The sequence below is a fragment of the Ramlibacter algicola genome (assembly GCF_016641735.1).
Taxonomy (GTDB): Bacteria; Pseudomonadota; Gammaproteobacteria; order Burkholderiales; family Burkholderiaceae_C; genus Ramlibacter; species Ramlibacter algicola.
This window is the reverse complement of sequence record NZ_JAEDAO010000001.1, coordinates 1-16,996: the sequence shown is the minus strand read 5'-3', so window position 1 is coordinate 16,996 and position 16,996 is coordinate 1. Positions and strand designations below refer to the sequence as shown.

The 16,996-nt window shown below is 70.5% G+C and carries 17 protein-coding genes; 6 read left to right on the top strand and 11 right to left on the bottom strand.

The genetic code is table 11. The annotated features are described in order from the left end of the window. Window positions 1-42: 42 nt before the first annotated feature. Both I8E28_RS00085 and I8E28_RS00080 read left to right on the top strand, forming a co-directional pair. Window positions 43-951 (top strand): alpha/beta fold hydrolase, encoded by a 909-nt coding sequence (locus I8E28_RS00085; RefSeq protein WP_200785819.1) that lies wholly within the window; start codon window positions 43-45, stop codon window positions 949-951. Window positions 952-975: 24 nt separating this feature from the next. After that, on the top strand, window positions 976-1,797 hold the full coding sequence (locus tag I8E28_RS00080) for a creatininase family protein (RefSeq protein WP_200785818.1): 822 nt from the start codon (window positions 976-978) through the stop codon (window positions 1,795-1,797). Between the two features lie 50 nt (window positions 1,798-1,847). On the opposite strand, the gene I8E28_RS00075 is transcribed toward I8E28_RS00080, so the two are convergent. From I8E28_RS00075 to I8E28_RS00065, 3 genes are all read right to left on the bottom strand, one after another. Continuing rightward, window positions 1,848-2,057, bottom strand: a complete 210-nt coding sequence (locus I8E28_RS00075) for a KGG domain-containing protein (RefSeq protein ID WP_200790149.1) — start codon at window positions 2,055-2,057, stop codon at window positions 1,848-1,850. 163 nt (window positions 2,058-2,220) lie between these two features. Then, the gene (locus I8E28_RS00070; RefSeq protein ID WP_200785817.1) at window positions 2,221-2,598 is read right to left on the bottom strand and encodes a thioredoxin family protein; all 378 of its coding nucleotides are present in this window, start codon (window positions 2,596-2,598) and stop codon (window positions 2,221-2,223) included. A gap of 45 nt (window positions 2,599-2,643) precedes the next feature. Then, entirely contained in the window at window positions 2,644-3,315 is a 672-nt protein-coding gene (locus tag I8E28_RS00065; RefSeq protein WP_200785816.1) for a histidine phosphatase family protein, read from the bottom strand. Between the two features lie 138 nt (window positions 3,316-3,453). On the opposite strand from I8E28_RS00065, the gene I8E28_RS00060 reads away from it, so the two are divergent. Next, window positions 3,454-3,936, top strand: a complete 483-nt coding sequence (locus tag I8E28_RS00060) for a DUF6496 domain-containing protein (protein WP_200785815.1) — start codon at window positions 3,454-3,456, stop codon at window positions 3,934-3,936. Here I8E28_RS00060 and I8E28_RS00055 read toward each other — a convergent pair. The 6 genes from I8E28_RS00055 to I8E28_RS00030 all read right to left on the bottom strand — a co-directional run bounded on the left by I8E28_RS00055 (window position 3,933) and on the right by I8E28_RS00030 (window position 8,633). Next, the gene (locus tag I8E28_RS00055; RefSeq protein ID WP_200785814.1) at window positions 3,933-4,241 is read right to left on the bottom strand and encodes a hypothetical protein; all 309 of its coding nucleotides are present in this window, start codon (window positions 4,239-4,241) and stop codon (window positions 3,933-3,935) included. The genes I8E28_RS00060 and I8E28_RS00055 overlap by 4 nt on opposite strands. A gap of 106 nt (window positions 4,242-4,347) precedes the next feature. After that, window positions 4,348-5,034: a VOC family protein gene (locus I8E28_RS00050; RefSeq protein ID WP_200785813.1), complete on the bottom strand. Its 687-nt coding sequence runs from the start codon at window positions 5,032-5,034 to the stop codon at window positions 4,348-4,350. Continuing rightward, window positions 5,031-5,891, bottom strand: a complete 861-nt coding sequence (locus I8E28_RS00045) for a PhzF family phenazine biosynthesis protein (protein ID WP_200785812.1) — start codon at window positions 5,889-5,891, stop codon at window positions 5,031-5,033. The genes I8E28_RS00050 and I8E28_RS00045 overlap by 4 nt, the downstream gene beginning before the upstream one ends. Window positions 5,892-5,893: 2 nt before the next feature. Beyond that, window positions 5,894-6,514, bottom strand: coding sequence for a glutathione S-transferase N-terminal domain-containing protein (locus I8E28_RS00040; protein ID WP_200785811.1), 621 nt, complete (start codon window positions 6,512-6,514; stop codon window positions 5,894-5,896). Next, window positions 6,511-7,710, bottom strand: coding sequence for an aminotransferase-like domain-containing protein (locus I8E28_RS00035; protein WP_200785810.1), 1,200 nt, complete (start codon window positions 7,708-7,710; stop codon window positions 6,511-6,513). Before I8E28_RS00035 ends, I8E28_RS00040 begins: the two co-directional genes overlap by 4 nt. After that, window positions 7,707-8,633 carry a DMT family transporter gene (locus I8E28_RS00030; protein WP_200785809.1) on the bottom strand — a complete coding sequence of 309 codons (927 nt, stop codon included), beginning with the start codon at window positions 8,631-8,633 and terminating at the stop codon, window positions 7,707-7,709. The genes I8E28_RS00035 and I8E28_RS00030 overlap by 4 nt, the downstream gene beginning before the upstream one ends. 103 nt (window positions 8,634-8,736) lie before the next feature. Here I8E28_RS00030 and I8E28_RS00025 point away from each other — a divergent pair, with 103 nt between their 5' ends. Continuing rightward, entirely contained in the window at window positions 8,737-10,188 is a 1,452-nt protein-coding gene (locus I8E28_RS00025; protein ID WP_200785808.1) for an aminotransferase-like domain-containing protein, read from the top strand. A 12-nt stretch (window positions 10,189-10,200) separates the two neighbouring features. Here I8E28_RS00025 and I8E28_RS00020 read toward each other — a convergent pair whose 3' ends face one another. Both I8E28_RS00020 and I8E28_RS00015 read right to left on the bottom strand, forming a co-directional pair. Then, window positions 10,201-11,886 carry a phospholipase D family protein gene (locus I8E28_RS00020; RefSeq protein WP_200785807.1) on the bottom strand — a complete coding sequence of 562 codons (1,686 nt, stop codon included), beginning with the start codon at window positions 11,884-11,886 and terminating at the stop codon, window positions 10,201-10,203. 83 nt (window positions 11,887-11,969) lie between these two features. After that, entirely contained in the window at window positions 11,970-13,841 is a 1,872-nt protein-coding gene (locus tag I8E28_RS00015; RefSeq protein WP_200785806.1) for an ATP-binding cassette domain-containing protein, read from the bottom strand. A gap of 94 nt (window positions 13,842-13,935) precedes the next feature. On the opposite strand from I8E28_RS00015, the gene I8E28_RS00010 reads away from it, so the two are divergent. Together I8E28_RS00010 and I8E28_RS00005 are read left to right on the top strand one after the other, a co-directional pair. Continuing rightward, entirely contained in the window at window positions 13,936-14,388 is a 453-nt protein-coding gene (locus I8E28_RS00010) for a (2Fe-2S)-binding protein (RefSeq protein WP_338050695.1), read from the top strand. Then, window positions 14,385-16,664: a xanthine dehydrogenase family protein molybdopterin-binding subunit gene (locus I8E28_RS00005; RefSeq protein ID WP_200785804.1), complete on the top strand. Its 2,280-nt coding sequence runs from the start codon at window positions 14,385-14,387 to the stop codon at window positions 16,662-16,664. The genes I8E28_RS00010 and I8E28_RS00005 overlap by 4 nt, the downstream gene beginning before the upstream one ends. Window positions 16,665-16,996 lie beyond the last annotated feature (332 nt).

The window sequence follows — 16,996 nt, the reverse complement described above, 5'->3', positions numbered from 1 at the left end:
GGCCACCGCGGCCGCGCCGCGCCTGTGGCACGCTGCGGCCCCATGGACACCTTGCAGCCCCTGCGGACCATCGACGCCGGCGTCCTGTCGGTCGCGTTCCACGAAGCCGGTCCGGCCGACGGCCCGCCGGTGGTGCTGATGCATGGCTTTCCGTACGACATCCACTCGTACGTGGACGTGGTGCCGATCCTCGCCAGCGCCGGTTGCCGGGTGGTCGTGCCTTACCTGCGCGGGTACGGGCCGACGCGGTTCCTGCGCGAGGACACGATGCGCTCGGGCGAGCAGGCCGCGCTCGGCGCGGACCTGCTGGCGCTGCTCGATGCGCTGGCGATCCCGCGCGCCGTGCTCGCCGGCTACGACTGGGGCGGGCGCGCCTGCTGCGTCGTCGCCGCGCTTTGGCCCGAGCGTTGCACGGGCCTGGTCTCGTACAACAACTACAACATCTTCGACCACGCGCGTTCGCTCGAACCGGACAGGCCCGACAACGAACGGCGCCTCTGGTACCAGTACTACTTCCATTCCGAGCGCGGTCGCGAAGGGCTGCGTCGCAACCGGCGCGAGCTGTGCCGCTTGCTGTGGGACACCTGGTCGCCGACCTGGCGCTTCGACGGTGGGACGTTCGAGCGCAGCGCCGCCGCGTTCGACAACCCGGACTTCGTCGACGTGGTGATCCAGTCGTACCGGCACCGCTTCAACCTCGTCCCTGGCGACCCGGCGTACGCGGACATCGAGCGCCGCCTGGCCGCGCAGCCGGCGATCGCCGTGCCGACGATCACCTTCGATGGCGCCGATGACGGCGTGCGCTCGCCGTCACCGGCGTCGGCGCATGCGCACCGCTTCACCGGCTGGCGCGATCACCGCGTGGTGCGAGGCGCCGGGCACAACCTGCCGCAGGAAAAGCCCGACGTGTTCGCGCAAGCGGTGCTGGAGCTGGTTCGCCGCGCGGGCTGACCGCCCAGCGCTTACCATCCGCCCATGCCGCTCCGCTCCCGCTATTGGGCCGACCTCAGCACGCGCGACTTCGCCGCGCTCGACGCGTCGCGCGTCGTCGCGGTGCTGCCCGTCGCGGCCACCGAGCAGCACGGGCCGCACCTGCCGGTCAGCGTCGACACCACGATCGTCGATGCGGTGGTGGCGGCAAGCCTGCCGCTCCTGCCGCCGGAAGCGCCGGTGCTGTTCCTGCCCACGCAGGCGATCGGCAAGAGCAACGAGCACATCCGCTTTCCCGGCACGCTGACGTTGTCGGCCGAGACGACGATCCGGCTGTGGACCGAGATCGGCGAGTCGGTGGCACGTGCGGGCGTGCGCAAGCTGGTGCTGTTCAACTCGCACGGCGGCCAGGTCAGCGTGATGGACATCGTCGCGCGCGACCTGCGCACGCGCTGCGAGATGCTGGTGGTCTCGGCCAACTGGTACGGCCTCCCGCTGGGCGATGACGTGATGGGCCGCTTCCCGCGCGAGGAGCACCGATTCGGCATCCACGCCGGCGACATGGAGACGTCGCTGATGCTCGCCGCGCGCCCGCAGCACGTGGACATGGCGCAGGCGCGGGACTTCCGCTCGACCTCGCAGGACCGCGCGGCGAGGTTCGCGATCCTGGGCAACGGCACGAGCGCGAAGCTCGGTTGGCAGATGCAGGACTACAACGCGCAGGGCGCTGCGGGCAATGCCAGCGTCGCGACGGCGGAGAAGGGGCGTGCGCTCCTCGACGCCGCAGGGCGGCAACTCGCACTGCTGCTGCAGGAAGTCGACCAGCTGCCGCTGTCGACGCTGGTCGACCGGCCCGAGCCGGGCTGACGAAAAAAAAGGGCCGCCTGCCGGCGGCCCCTGTCGCAACGCCCGCTGGATTACTGCGAGGCCTTCTTGCGATTCGCGCTGCGTGCCATGCCGCCCTTGCGGCCGGCTTCGCGAGCTTCCTCGGACGTGAACTCGTGCGCCGTGCCCTTCTCGTGGGCGGCCTTCCCGCCTTCGCTGGCGATCTGGCGCTGACGTTCCGGATCCATCGAGGCGAACCCGCGATTCGATTTGCCCTGGCTGCCCTGATTGTTCGATGCCATCTGGTACTCCTGAAAAAGCTTGGTGGGTTGCATGGCGGCCGATGCGCCAACCATGCTTGGCATTGGGAGGGCAAAGCCGAGAAGGCCTCGTCAGGTGCACGAGCCGAGTGACTGTAGGAAGGGGCCTTGCTGGGTTACATCCAGACAACGCCTGTATCGGCTGCTAGCGTTTTCGGAGCACTTCAACACGCAGGCGATCGAGCAGCACGCCGGCCTCGGACGATGCTTCGCGCCCTTCCGGAGCGGCGATCAGGCTATCCAGCAGGCGTTTGACCTGCACCGCGGATGGTTGCACGGGACCGAAGAAACGCACGGTGTCGCCGTGCGCGACCAGCAACGTGGGAAAAGTTTCCACGTCGACGTCGCCCATCGCGTCGGCCTCGTCCTCGATGTCCACCCAGGCGAAGCGCACTTGCGGATGCGTGGCCGCGAGCTCGTCGAAGACGGGCGTCCATTCGCGGCACACGCCGCACCAGGCGGCGCACAGGCAGATCACCTGCCAGTCGCTCGAACCCTTCACTGGCGCGCTGGAAGAGGACATGCGGGGAAGTTTACTCAGCGGTCGCCGGGCGGCCGCCGGGTGGGGTCAAGCGTAGGTGACGTCGCCCCGCAGGTCGGGCGCGTCCATGTGGGGCAGCGTGTTGAACGTGTGGAGCGACAGCCGCTTCGGGTTGAACGCCAGCTCGGTGACCGACGTGTTGCGCAGGCGCAGGTTCAGTTCGATCGTCGCCGCTGCCGGCGTGCCGAGCACATGCCCGACGGCGGTGGAAATCGGGCCGCCGCTGGTGACCACCAGCACGGTCTTCCCGAAGTGGTTGGCGCGCACGTGGTCGAGGGCGCTGGTGACGCCGTGCACGAACTGCGGATAGGGCGGCATGCCCTCGGGCTGCGTGGTGCCGTCGATCCACGCGGCCAGTCCCTGCCTCAGTAGGCGGAAGTGCTGCCGCGCGGCCTCGGCGGAGGTGGGACGCTCGAGTTGGGCCGGATGGATTGCGCGGATCACCGCTTCGCTGTCGTACTCGTTCAGGCCGGACCACGCGAGGTGCTCGCCCGGGAACCCCATCCCGCGCCGGATGCCGTCCAGTGTTTGCAGGTGGCGTTGCAAGGTCCCCGCGATCACGGCATCGAAACGCAGGCCCTGCGCGGCGAAGTACTCGCCCAGGCGAACGCTCTGGCGCACGCCGAGGTCGCTGAGCTGGTCGTAGTCGTCGGCGCCGAGCGAGGCCTGGCCGTGGCGCACGAGGTAGAGCATTCCCATGCGCCGATTTTGCGGATGCACGCGCGGGCTTGCGGTCCCGTGCGCGACTGGCGCCTACGCCCCCATGGGCGGTGTTCTGGCAAGGGGCTTTAGCTCGTCCAAGTGTGATCGGGGCTTCCAGTCCACAGGAGACAAGCGATGGCGCGATACGGCAGGAAGTCGCACGAGAAGGTCGAGGAAACGATGCACGAGATGAAGCGCGGGCAACTGCGCAGCAGCACGGGCAAGAAGGTCACCAGCCGCAAGCAGGCGATCGCCATCGGCTTGTCGGAGGCGCGCAGCGAAGGCGGCAAGGTGCCGGCGAAGAAGGGCGCCGCGAAGAAGACCACGGCGAAGAAGACCACGGCGAAGAAGGCGACCGCCGGCAAGACCACCGCGAAGAAGGCGACGGCCAAGAAGACCACCGCACGGAAGACGCCGGCGAAGAAGACCGCCGCCAGGAAGACGGCGGCTCGCAAGTCCCCGGCCCGCAAGGCGGCGGCCCGGAAGACCCCCGCCCGCAAGACGACCGCGAAGAAGACGACCGCGAAGCAGTCGACCGCCCGCAAGACGACCGCGCGCAAGTCGTCGGCGCCCCGCAAGTCCACGGGACGCAAGACGGCGGCGAAGAAGAGCTCCTAGGCGAGCTGCGCGTCGGCCGGCTCGCGGTCGTTGCGCGCGGGCACGGTCTCGAGCGTGGCGCCGCTGCGGCCGCGGATGTGGTTCCGGGCCATCAGCTCGGCGCTGGCGAGCGCCGCTTCGGCCGTGTCGAAGAGTCCGCCGCCGCACAGATGGGCGCAGCAGCCGGGTTCCTCGCACAGGGTCGCGAGCCAGAAGCTCGCCGGGCGCTTGCAGCACACCTTGGCGAAGCCGAGGTAGCGTCCGCTGAGTTCACTGGCGGAGCTGGCGACGTGGTACCCGTCGAACGGGCCGGTGACTCGATCCATGGAGAACCTCCGGCGCTCGTTCGCGGCGCCTGGTCCCCACTCTAGGCAGCGCGCACCGACAGCGGTGTAGGAGCCTGCCGACGCGTTGTCGGACAGCCCATCCGGTTCACAGCCCGTCCGAAGCCAACCGGGCGGTCCCCCGCGGGCCCAGCAGCGTCACGCCGAGGTTCGGCGAGCCTTCGGCCAGCTCGACGCCTTCGAGTCCGATGGCGGCGAAGGCGCGGCCAAGCAGCGCGGCCTGCGGGTGGCGCACGCGAACGCCGTGCAGCGTCACGCCGCTGTCGGGCATCGTGGCGGCCGGGTGCACGTCGCCCCAGGCGATCAGCGTCGGCAGGCAGCCGTCGAACAGGCGCTGGCCGTCGTCGCGCACCGTGATCTCCCAGCGCAGCAGGCCGCGCGGCGTTTCGCGCGAAGCGGCCACGATGCGGCCGCGTTCGATGCCGAGCGCCTGCCACGCGGCAACTGCAGCGGTGAGGTCCGGCACCTGCACCACCCAGTGCAGCAGCCGCGGGCCGTGCGTGCGCAGCGCGTCGCGCACGCGCGGCTCGTCGAGGTCGAACCAGCGGCGGCGGCCTTCCGGCGCCTGTGGCACCGCCGGGTTCGGTGCGATGACTTCGAAGTACGTGCGCGGATGGTCGACCGTCGCGATGCGCAGCAGCCGGTTGTGCGTGCCCATGAACGCGTGCTCGCCACCGGGCCCTGGCGTGACGCCCAGCGTGCGCTCGCACCAGGCGGTGCCTTGCGCGAGCGAATCCGCACCGACGACGAGGTGGTCGATGCGCGTGCCGGTCACAGGTGCACCTGGCCTTCGATGCAGGTGACGGAGGCGCCGCCGATCCAGGTCTCGCCGCTCGCGTCGCGCTCGACGTGCACACGACCCGCGCGGCCCAATGCGGTGCCTTGCGAAGCGATGTAGCGCGGCGGCGCCATCCCCGAGCCGATCAGCCATTGGGCCAGCGCCGCGTTCAGGCTGCCGGTGACCGGGTCCTCGGCCATGCCGTTGTTGCCCGGGAAGAAGGCGCGGACTTCGAACGCACAGTCGTCGTTGCGGGCACCCACCACGCCGACCTTCCCACGCGCGCCGACGACGCCGACATCCAGTCCGTCCAGCACGGCGCCGTCGGGCTTCAGCGCGAGCACCTGCTGCGCATCGCGCAGCATCACGCCGCGCCAGTTCGGGCCGTTGTCGCACCAGGCGTGCGCGACGATGTCCGCCCGCGGCACGCCCAAGCCTCGCGCGATCAGCTCGACGTCGCTCTCGGGCAGCGGTCCCGACTTGCGCAGCGGCGGCGCAGCGAACGCGAGGCGCTCGCCGTCGCGGCGGATCTTCACGAGCCCGACGCCGCACTCCTGCACGATGAACTCGCCCTTGGGCCGTCCACCGGCGGCCAGCCAGGCATGGCAGCTGCCCAGCGTCGGGTGGCCGGCGAAGGGCAGTTCCGCCTTGGGATAGAAGATGCGCAGCTTGTAGTCGGCGTCCGGATGCTCGGGCGGCAGCACGAAGGTCGCTTCGGACAGGTTGGTCCAGCTGGTGAACGCCTGCATCTGACCGGTGGTGAGTCCGCGGCCATCGAGGACCACGGCGACGGGATTGCCCAGGTAGGGCACGGACGTGAACACGTCGACTTGCTGGAACGGGCGTGAGGTCATGGTCAGGACAGCGGAAGGTCGAGGACGCCGGCGGCGGCCGGCAAGCGGCGGACGCGATCCCACCACGCGTCGAGATTCGGACGGGCGCGCCAGTCCAGCGGCAGGCCGCGCCAGCGGTGCATCTCGCAGGCGATCGGGATGTCGGCGATGGTGAGGTCATTGCCCACCATGTGGGTGCGGCCGGTGAGTTGCGCGTCGAGCAGGTCCCACAGTGGCTCGGTCGCGGCGACGGACTGCGCGATGCGGTCGGCGCTGCGCTCCGCCTCGGGCGTGCGCACGAACTGGATGAAGGCCTCGCGGCCGGCGCCGTTGAGCGTCGTCTGCTGCCAGTCCATCCAGCGCTCGGCATCGAAGCGCTGCTGCAGGTCGGCCGGGTAGAGCAGCCCGTCGCCATGCCGTGCAGCGAGGTAACGCACGATGACGTTGGATTCCCAGAGCTCGAAACCGTCGTCGTCCAGCAGCGGAACCAGCGCGTTCGGATTGCGCGCCAGGTACTCGGGCGTGCACACGATGCCGAACGGCCCGCCGGCATCGATGCGTTCGAAGGGCAGGTGCAGCAGGCGCAAGGTGAAGACCACCTTGCGCACGTTGATGGACGACAGGCGGCCCCAGAGGCGGATCACGTCACTTCCCGGATGGCCTCGGCCAGCGCGGCGATGCCGCGATCGATCTGCTCGCGCGTTGCGGTGACGAACGACAGGCGCAGCGTGCGCAGCGCCTCGGGGTCGTCCTCGGCGCCGGCGAAAAAGGCCGCGCCAGGCACGAAGGCGACCCCTCGTTCCACCGCGCGCGGCAGCAGGTCCACAGCATTCACGCCGCGCGGGAGCCGCGCCCACAGGAACATGCCGCCTTCGGGACGGTTCCATTCGAGCCCCAGGCCCGGCATCTCTCGATCGAGCGCCGCGAGCATCGCGTCGCGCTGCGACTTGTACAGCGCGCGGATGCGCGGCACGTGGCGCTGCAGGAAGTCGCCCTGCATCACCTGCCACGCCATGCGCTGGTTGAAGCTGGGGCTGTGCAGGTCGGCGGCCTGCTTGGCTTGCAACAGCTTGGGATACAGCGCCGGCGGGGCAACGAGGAAGCCAAGGCGCAGGCCCGGCGCGAGCACCTTGGAGAACGAGCCCAGGTAGATCGTGCCTTCGGGGTGGCGTGCGGCGAGCGGCGCGGGCGGCGCCTGGTCGAACCAGAGTTCGCCATACGGGTTGTCCTCGACGAGCGGAAGGCCGGTGCGCTTGGCGACGTCGATCAGCGCGGCGCGGCGCGCTTCGGTCATCGTGCGTCCGGTCGGGTTCTGGAAGTTGGGCAGCACGTAGAAGAAGCGGGCGTCCTGCGCCTTGGCGGCGAGGTCGTCGGCGATGACGCCACCGTCATCGCTCGCGACGCCGACGACTTCGGGTTCCATCGGCGAGAAGGCCTGCAGCGCGCCGAGATACGTCGGCGTCTCGACCAGCACGCGCGAGCCCGGATCGAGCAGCACCTTGGCCACGAGGTCCAGGCCTTGCTGCGAGCCGGTGGTGACGAGCACCTGCGCCGGATCGACCTTCCACGGCAGGCTGGCGGCTATGTGCTCGCGCAGCGGGCCGAAACCTTCGCTGGCCGCGTACTGCAAGGCCGCGGGGCCGTCCTGCGCCAGCACCTGGCGGCTCGCGGCGTCGAATTCGGCGACCGGGAACGTGGTCGGCGAGGGCAGGCCGCCGGCGAAGCTGATGATGCCGGGGCGCTCGGTGACCTTCAGGATCTCGCGGATCACCGAGGGGTTCATGCGCGCGGCACGGCGGGCGAGCACCCAGGGCGTGGCGGGAAGGTCGTTGGCTTTCATGCGGGCTCCTGCAAGGGGGCGGTGCGCACCGGCATGGACTTGCCGATGGCGACGGTGGCGATCACGGCCAGCGCGAACGCCAGCGTGGCGGTGTCCAGCGTTTCGTGCAACAGGGGCACCGCGAACAGCATGGACAGGAAAGGCTGCAGCAGCTGCACCTGGCTCACGCGCACCGTGCCGCCTTCGGCGAGCCCGCGGTACCAGGCGAAGAACCCCAGCCACATCGAGAAGACGGCGACGTAGGCGAACGCCCACCAGGCCGGCGCCGGCAGCGCCACCTCCGGCCGCGACGTCCAGGCCAGCGGCGCCGTGAGGGGCAGCGCGATCACGAGCGCCCAGCAGATCACGTGGTCGGCGCGCATGTGGTGCGACAGCCGCGCGCCGTACGCGTAGCCGACGGCGGCGGCCGCCATCGCGGCGAGCAGCAGCAGGTCGGCCGGATGGATGCGGGTGCCGCCGTTCCGCTGCAGCACGTAGCCGAGCACGAGCAGCGTGCCCAGCGTGGCGCAGGCCCAGAAGCCGGTGCTGGGCCGCTGCTTGTGCAGCCAGGCGCCCGCCGCTGCGGTGGCCAGCGGCAGCACGCCCACCAGCACGCTGGCGTGCACCGCCTCCACGTAGCGCATCGCGATCGACGTGAGCAGCGGGAAGCCGAACACCACGCCGGCGCAGGTGACCACGAGCGCGGGCCAATCGGCACGGCGCGGCAGCGGGGCGCGGGTGGCGACAAGGAAGGCGGCGGACAGCAGCGCAGCGACGACCGCGCGGCCCATGGCGACGAACATCCCCGACATTGCCGGTGCATCGACGCTGCCGACGGCCAGGCGCGTCATGGGCAGCGTCAAGGCGAAGATCACCACGCCGAGGAAGCCGAGCGCCATCCCGCGCCAGGGGTGCGAACGGGAGGCGGTCGATTGCGTCGGCATGCGGGGCACTGTAAGCTGGCCGACCAATACACCGCCCATACAGTTGGCCGGGTCAGGTGCCGCGCTGTATCGGCCCGGCCGGCAATACACCGGAGCCGCCGCCATGCTGATGAAAGCCTCGTCGCAATCGCTCACCGAGCAGCTGTCGAGCCGCTTTGCCGAGCGGATCCGCGACCGCCTGCTCGCCCCCGGCGCGCGCCTGCCGTCGGTGCGCCAATGCGCGCAGCAGCAGGGCGTGAGCCCGTCGACCGTGGTCGCCGCGTACGACCAACTGCTGGCGCAGGGCCTGGTGGAGGCGCGCAAGAACCGCGGCTTCTTCGTGCGCGAGATCGCCGTGCAGCAGCCGCGCCAGCGCGCCACGAAAGCCCCTGCGGGGCCGGCAGCCGTCGATGCATGGGCGACCGCCGCGGGCTTCACCCCCACACGTCCCGCGCCGGTGGATGCGACGGCGCTGATCCGAGGCATGTTCCACCGCGTGAGCAACAAGCCGCAGCCGGGCATGGGCGTGTTCCCGCCCGAGTGGCTGGAATCGACCTTCATGCCGGCGGCGGTGCGCAAGGTGACCGGCACGCGCGCGCTGCACGAGTTCTCGCTGCAGTACGGGGAGCCGATGGGCGACTCGTCGCTGCGCCGCGCGCTGTCCGAAAAGCTTTCGCGCCTGAACGTGCATGCCGGTCCCGACAACATCATCACGACGGTCGGCGCGACGCACGCGCTGGACATCGTCAGCCGCACGTTGTTGCGGCCCGGCGATCCTGTGATGGTCGAGGAGCCGGGGTGGGCGGTGGAATTCGCACGCCTGACCGCAATGGGGATGCGACTGCTGCCGGTGCCGCGCCGTGCCGACGGGCCGGACCTGGAGGTGATGGCGCGCTATTGCGAAGCGCACCGGCCCAAGCTGTACGTCAGCGTGAGCGTGTTCCACAACCCGACCGGGTATTGCCTGACGCCGGGCAGCGCGCATCGCATCCTGCAGCTGGCCAACCAGTACGACTTCCACATCGTCGAGGACGACACCTACAGCCACATCGCGCCGGAGCACGCGACGCGGCTGTGCGCGCTCGACGGCCTGCAGCGCACGATCCACGTCAGCGGCTTCGCCAAGGTGCTGGCGCCGAACTGGCGCGTGGGCTTCCTGGCGGCGCACCCGGATCTGGTGCCGCGCCTGCTGGACACCAAGCTGCTGGCCACGCTGACGACGCCGGCACTGCTCGAACGCGCGCTCGCGCTGTGCATCGAGCAGGGCCAGCTGCGCCGCCACGCCGAGCGTCTGCGCACGCGCCTGGACGCCGCTCGGGCGCGCAGCGTGAAGCTGGCGCTGGCCGCCGGCTGCACCTTCGCGGCGGAACCGGCCGGGTTGTTCGGGTGGGTCGACACCGGCGTCGACACCGACGCGCTCGCGCAGCGCATGCTCGACGAGGGCTACCTGCTGGCGCCCGGCGCGTTGTTCCACGCGCAGCGCAAGCCGAGCACGCTGATGCGAATCAACTTCGCGACGACGCAGGACGCGGCGTTCTGGCGCACTTACGGGCGGCTGGTGCGCGAGATCGGGTAGGAGCGCGGGCTCCTAGAGCATTTCCTCGGGCGCGAACGGCGCGAGCACGTTCACCAGCGCCTTCAGCTTGAAGCCGGCTTCGGGCTCGCTGGTCGCGTCCTTGAAATCGGCGCCGGGCGGCGCGCGCCAGACGAGGCTGCCGCCGTCCAGGTCCACGCGGTACGAACCGTGCGCGAACGAGCGCTCGACCACGCCGGCCACGCGTTGGGCGATGGCGGGGCTGCGCAGCACCAGCGCCACTTCGCTGTTCTTGCGCTGCGAACGCAGGTCCAGGTTCATCGAGCCGATCACGGACAGGCGGCGGTCGATGACCACGGCCTTGGAATGCAGGCTGGCGCGCGAGCTGGCGCTCTTGGAGCCGCCGGCACCGCTGCCGAACCGCTGCTTGCCTTCGGGCATCTTGCCGCCCGGCAGTTCGGCGGCCTTCGGGTCGGCGCGCATCTCGTGCAATTCGACGCCCATGGCGAGCAGGTCCTTGCGGTAGCGGCGGTAGCCAGCGTGCGCGGCGGGCGCGTCGTTCGAGGCGAGGGAGTTGGTGAGGACGCGGACCGCGACGCCGCGGCGCCGCAGGTCGGCGAACATGCCCATCATTTCCCGCCCCGGCACGAAGTACGGCGAGATGATCAGCAGCTCCTGCTTCGCCTGCGAGACGAGTTGCAGCAGGCCGTCGACCACGGTGTCGCCCGCATTCGCTTCCTGCTCGTCCGGGCCGATCTTGCCGGGCTTGTCCACCAGCACCGCGGCAGGTGCCCACGTGAGCGGCACGCTGCGCAGGTCAATCGGCGGCCTGCGCGCCTCCACGACCGCCGTGGGCGTGGCGTTCGGCAGCACGGTGTTGACGGGCGTCGGCGAAGGCAGGCGGGGCGTGGCGACGTCGTTGCCGTCCTTGTCCTTCTCCTTGTCGTCCTTGCGCAGCTTGTCCAGGTCCTCGCGATCCAGCAGCGCCTGCACAGGGTAGGCGAGCTCGTCGTTCCAGTAGCGGTCGAAGCTGGCGGACATCTGGCGCACGACGGCGCCCGCGGCCAGCACGTCGAGGTCGACGAAGGTGCTCTTGTCGTCGCCGCCGAAATAGGCGTCGCCCAGGTTGCGGCCCCCGGTGATGCCCCAGGCGTTGTCGCCGATGAACAGCTTGTTGTGCATGCGCTTGGCCAGCTGCCCGCCCTGGTGCAGCGAGCCCGCGATCTTGGTGATCAGGGAGCCGCGCGAACCCGGCATCGGGTTGAACAGGCGCATCTCCACGCCCTTGACGAACGCCAGCCGCAGCACCTGCGCGTCCTCGCCCGCCGTGTTGAAGTCGTCGAGCAGGATGCGCACGCGCACGCCGCGTGCCGCAGCCGCCCGCAGCGCCTCGAGCAGCAGTTCGGTGCTGGCATCCGCGTGGATGGCGTAGTACTGCAGGTCCAGCGTGCGCTGCGCGGACTGGATCAGCGCCAGCCGGGCGCCGAAGGCGGCGTCGACGCTGTCGAGCAAGGCGAAGCCGGATTCGCTCGATGCGCCGCCGCGGCGCTGCGCCGCGAGTTGGCCGAGGGCCGTCTGCTCGGGCGCCTTCAGGGCCTGCGACGGCGTGCGCTGCACGTTGTCCGGCACGCCGGCGCAGCCGACGGTGGCGCCGCACAGCAGGAAGACGACCAGCAATTGCCGGACGGACGCGATCCAGGGAATCAAGGCGGCGGAGTGGACGCGCGGCAAGGACAGCATGGCTGGGCCACTGTAGATCGCGGGCCGCTCGCGCGGGGTCCGGGATGGGTCAGCCGCCGCCGCCAGATGGCGACAGCCCAGCCTTACACGCCGCCGAGGGCGTCCCAGCGTTCCAGTGCCGCCATCAGGTCGTCCTCGATGGCGGCGTTGCGCTGCGCGAGCGTGGCCGCGAGCGCAGGGTCGCTGGCGTACAGCGATCCGTCGCGCAGTTGCGCCTGGATCGCGGCCTGCTCCTGCTCGAGTGCCGCGATCTGGGCGGGAAGCGTTTCCAGCTCACGCTGTTCCTTGTAGCTGAGCTTGCGCTTGGCGGTCGCGGGCGCTCCTGTCGGCACCGCTGTCGTGACCGGGTCCTTCGGCCTGGCCGCGGGCGCCGTGGCCGGCTGCAAGGACAGCGAGCGCTGCGACTGCAGCAACCAGTCCTGCACGCCGCCTTCGTATTCGCGCCAGCGGCCTTCGCCCTCGAACGCGATCGTGCTGGTGACCACGTTGTCGAGGAACGTGCGGTCATGGCTCACGAGGAACACGGTGCCGTCGTAGTCCTGCAGCAGGTCTTCCAGCAGTTCGAGGGTGTCGATGTCGAGGTCGTTGGTCGGCTCGTCGAGCACCAGCACGTTGGCGGGCCGCGCGAACAGGCGGGCGAGCAGGAGCCGGTTGCGCTCGCCACCGGACAGCGACCGCACCGGGGACGCCGAGCGCGCCGGCGAGAACAGGAAGTCGCCCAGGTAGCTCTTGACGTGCTTGCGCTGGCGGCCGATCTCGATCCACTCGCTGCCCGGGCTGATGAAGTCTTCCAGCGTCGCGTCGAGGTCGAGCGCGTTGCGCATCTGGTCGAAGTAAGCGACCTGCAGGTTGGAGCCGATGCGCACCTTGCCGCGGTCGGGCGCCAGTTCGCCCAGGATCATCTTGAGCAGCGTCGTCTTGCCGGCGCCGTTCGGCCCGATCAGGCCGACCTTGTCGCCGCGCAGGATGGTGGCGCCGAAGCCGCGCACCACGACGCGGTCGCCGAAGGATTTGTCCACGTCCTGCAGCTCCGCCACGATCTTGCCGCTGCGCGCCCCGGCATCGAGGTCCATGCGGACGCGGCCGAGTGTTTCGCGCCGCTGCGCGCGCTGTTCGCGCAGGTGTTCCAGGCGCGTGATGCGGCCTTGCGCGCGCGTGCGGCGCGCCTCGACGCCCTTGCGCACCCACACTTCTTCCTGCGCGAGCAGCTTGTCCGCCTTGGCGTTGACCACGGCCTCCTGGGCCAGCTGCTCGTCCTTCAGCGCGAGATAGCGCGTGAAGTTGCCGGGGTACGACCGCAGCTGGCCGCGATCGAGTTCGACGATGCGGGTCGCGACGCGGTCGAGGAACGCGCGGTCGTGCGTGATGGTGACGACGCTGCCCTTGAACTCCACCAGCAGGCCTTCCAGCCAGGCGATCGCGTCGAGGTCCAGGTGGTTGGTGGGTTCGTCGAGCAGCAGCACGTCCGGACGCGTGACCAGCGCCCGCGCCAGCGCGACGCGCTTGCGCACGCCACCGGACAGCGTGCCCACGCGCGCCTCGGGAGCGAGATGCAGGCGATGCAGCGTTTCGTCGACGCGCTGCTCCCAGCCCCAGCCGTCCTCGGCCTCGATCCGGCTTTGCAGTGCGTCCAGGTCGCCTTCGCCGCGCGTGTATTGGTCGATGAGCGCCAGGACATGATCGAGGCCGGAGCGCACGGTGTCGAACACCGTGGCCTCGTCGTCGAGCACGGGCTCCTGCGGCACGTAGGCGCTGCGCAGGCCCTGCTGGCGCTGCAGCGTGCCGTCGTCGGGATGTTCGAGCCCGGCGAGGATCTTCAGCAGCGAGGACTTGCCGGCGCCGTTGCGGCCGATCAGGCCGACACGCTCCTGCGTTTCGAGCGCGAACGCCGCATGGTCGAGAAGGGCAACATGGCCATAGGCCAGCTGGGCATCGGACAACGTGAGCAAGGCCATGGAGCGCGCGATTATCGGCGCGCGCGTGGACACGTTCCCCTACGTGGTGCCGGATGGGCTGGCTATAGTGGGCTGACGAGGGATGGAGGCGCATGTGCAGTTGGCGGTGAACGGGCAGGCAGTCGAGGTCGACGTCGAGGCGGAGATGCCGCTGCTGTGGGCGTTGCGCGATGTGCTGCACCTGACGGGCACCAAGTACGGCTGTGGCGTCGGCGCCTGCGGCGCGTGCACGGTACACGTGGACGGACAGGCGGTGCGCTCGTGCGTCACGCCCGTCTCCGCGGTGGCCGGCAAGCGCGTCGTGACGATCGAAGCGCTCGGCACCGCTCGGCGCCCCCATCCGTTGCAGGCCGCGTGGATCGCGGAGCAGGTGCCGCAGTGCGGGTATTGCCAGAGCGGGATGCTGATGGCCGCGGCGGCGCTGCTGGAGCGCAAGCCCAAGCCGAGCGATGCGGAAATCGACGAGGCCATGTCCAACATCTGCCGCTGCGGCACGTACCAGCGGGTGCGCGCCGCGATCAAGCGCGCCGCCGGGGTGAAGGCATGAAGCGGCGCACCCTCCTGCTCGCCGGCGCGACGGGTGCGGGCGCACTGGTGGTTGGCTGGCTTGCAGTACCGCAGCGATCGCGCCTGGGCTCGCCCGGCCTGCTGCCGGTTCGCAACGGTGAGGTGGCGCTCAACGGCTGGATCAAGGTCGGTGCCGACGGCGCCATCGTCCTGGCCATGCCGCGCAGCGAGATGGGGCAGGGCGTGTACACCGCGCTGCCCATGCTGGCGGCGGAGGAACTGGACGTGCCGCTGGCCAGCGTGCGCGTGGAGCGCGCCGGCAACGACACGATCTACGGCAACGTCGCGACGGTGCTCGCGGGGCTGCCGTTCCATCCGCTGGACGACGAGCGCGAGGATGGCTTCGGCCGGGCCAAGGCGGCCCGGTGGGTGGTGGGCAAGATCGGTCGCGAGCTCGGCATCAATGCGACGGGCGGCTCCACCAGCGTGGTGGATGCGTGGGAGGTCGTGCGCACGGCTGCCGCGACGGCGCGCGCGTCGCTGCTGGGTGCGGCCGCATTGCAATGGAAGCTGCCTGTCGACGAGCTGAAGGTGCGCAACGGGGTGGTTTCGCACGCATCCGGGCCATCGGCGCACTACGGCGAGCTGGCCCGGTTCGCCGCCGCCACGCCGCCCGGCACGGTGCGTTTGAAGGCGCGCGAGGACTGGTCGCTGATCGGGAAGCCCGCGCCGCGGCTGGACCTGCCGGCCAAGGTGGATGGGACGGCCCGGTTCGGCGTCGACGTGCGGCCGCCGGGGCTGAAGTTCGCTGCCGTCCGCCTGTGCCCCATGCTCGGCGGCGCGCCGGGCCGCGTCGATGCGTCCGTGGCATCGAAGATGCCGGGTGTCGAGCGGCTCGTGATGCTGCCCGCCTATGGCGGCTCCACGGCGGGTTTTGCCGTCATCGCGAAGACCTCATGGCATGCGATGCGCGCGGCCGCCGCGGTCGACGTGCAGTGGGAGCAGCGACCCGCGGGGCCGCTCGATTCCGCCCGCATCGAGCAACAACTCGAAGCCGCGGTGCGTTCCGGCGATGGCTACGCGTTCCACAGCAGCGGCGATGTCGACGCGGCCGAGCGGCGGGCGTCGCGCACGATCGAAGCCTGGTACCGCGCGCCCTTCCTGGCGCACGCCACGATGGAGCCGATGAACTGCACGGCCCGCGTGGCGGACGGCAAGGTCGAGGTGTGGGCTCCCACTCAGGTGCCACTGATGGCACGCGACATCGCGGCGCGCGTCGCGGGCGTACCCGCGGAAGCGGTGACGGTACACGTGCCACTGCTGGGTGGCGGCTTCGGGCGCCGGCTGGAGGTGGACTACGTCGGCGTCGCGGTGCGCGTGGCGATGGACGCCGGCGGCGCGCCGGTCCAATTGCTGTGGCCGCGCGAAGAGGACACCACGCACGACTTCTACCGGCCGATGCACGTCGTGCGGTTGCGCGCCGCGGTGGAGGACGCGCAGGTGGCCAGCCTGCGCATCGACTCCGCGGGCGATGCGATCACGCCTCGCTGGTTCCAGCGCGCGATGCCTCCATTGGCCGGGCCTGTCGACCTGCCGGACAAGACGACGTCCGAGGGGCTGTTTGACCTGCCCTACGCCTTCCCGAACCAGCGGATGGCGCACACCGCCACCCGCTCGGGCGTGCCGGTGGGGTTCTGGCGGTCGGTCGGGCATTCGCACAACGCTTTCTTCTCGGAGTCCTTCATCGACGAGCTGGCGGGGGCGATGCAGGTGGATCCGGTGGAGTACCGGCGCGGCCTGTTGCGCCACGCCCCGCGCTATCGCGCCGTGCTGGACCTGGCGGCGCGCCGCGCCGGCTGGGGCACGCCGCTGCCGGCCGCCCGCGCACGCGGCGTCGCTCTGCACGAGTCGTTCGGCACGATCGTGGCGCAGGTGGCTGAGGTGTCGATCGACGCGGGCGGTCCGCGCGTGCACCGTGTGGTGTGCGCGCTGGACTGCGGCACGGTCGTGAACCCGACCATCGTGGCGCAGCAGATGGAGAGCGCCGTGGTGTTCGCGCTCACGGCCGCGCTGCACGGGCGCATCGATATCAAGGACGGGCAAGTGCAGCAGCGCAACTTCCCCGACTACCGGATGTTGCTGGCTGCCCAGGCGCCCCACGTGGAAACGTGGACCGTGGCCAGCGAGCGGCCACCGGCGGGTGTCGGGGAACCCGGTGTGCCGCCGTTGGCGCCGGCCGTCGCGAACGCGCTGTTCGCTCTCACCGGCAAGCGCCTCAGGTCACTGCCGCTGAACCTGGCTGCTGCCGACGCGTAAGAAAGTGCATCTGCGGAGGAGCTCGCTCGCACTTGTTCTATAGTCGCGGCCTCGCTGACCGGTGCAGAACACGCGCCGACTGCAGGCCGCCGGCGTCAAGCCGAGCCGGCAAGCAAGGTCAGCAAAGCGCTCGAGTTGACGTAGGACTTCAAACTGCTGCATAATCGAGGGCTTCGCCGGATGCGGCGCCCGACCCCAGCGGTCAGGCACATCGCCTGGAGGCCTCAACAAGGTCGCAGACGAAAAAACGCAAACGGTGTTGACGGGTTCGCAAAAACTCTGTCATAATCGAGGGCTTCGCTGATCGCAGCGGGGCAAGCAAACGAAGCGCG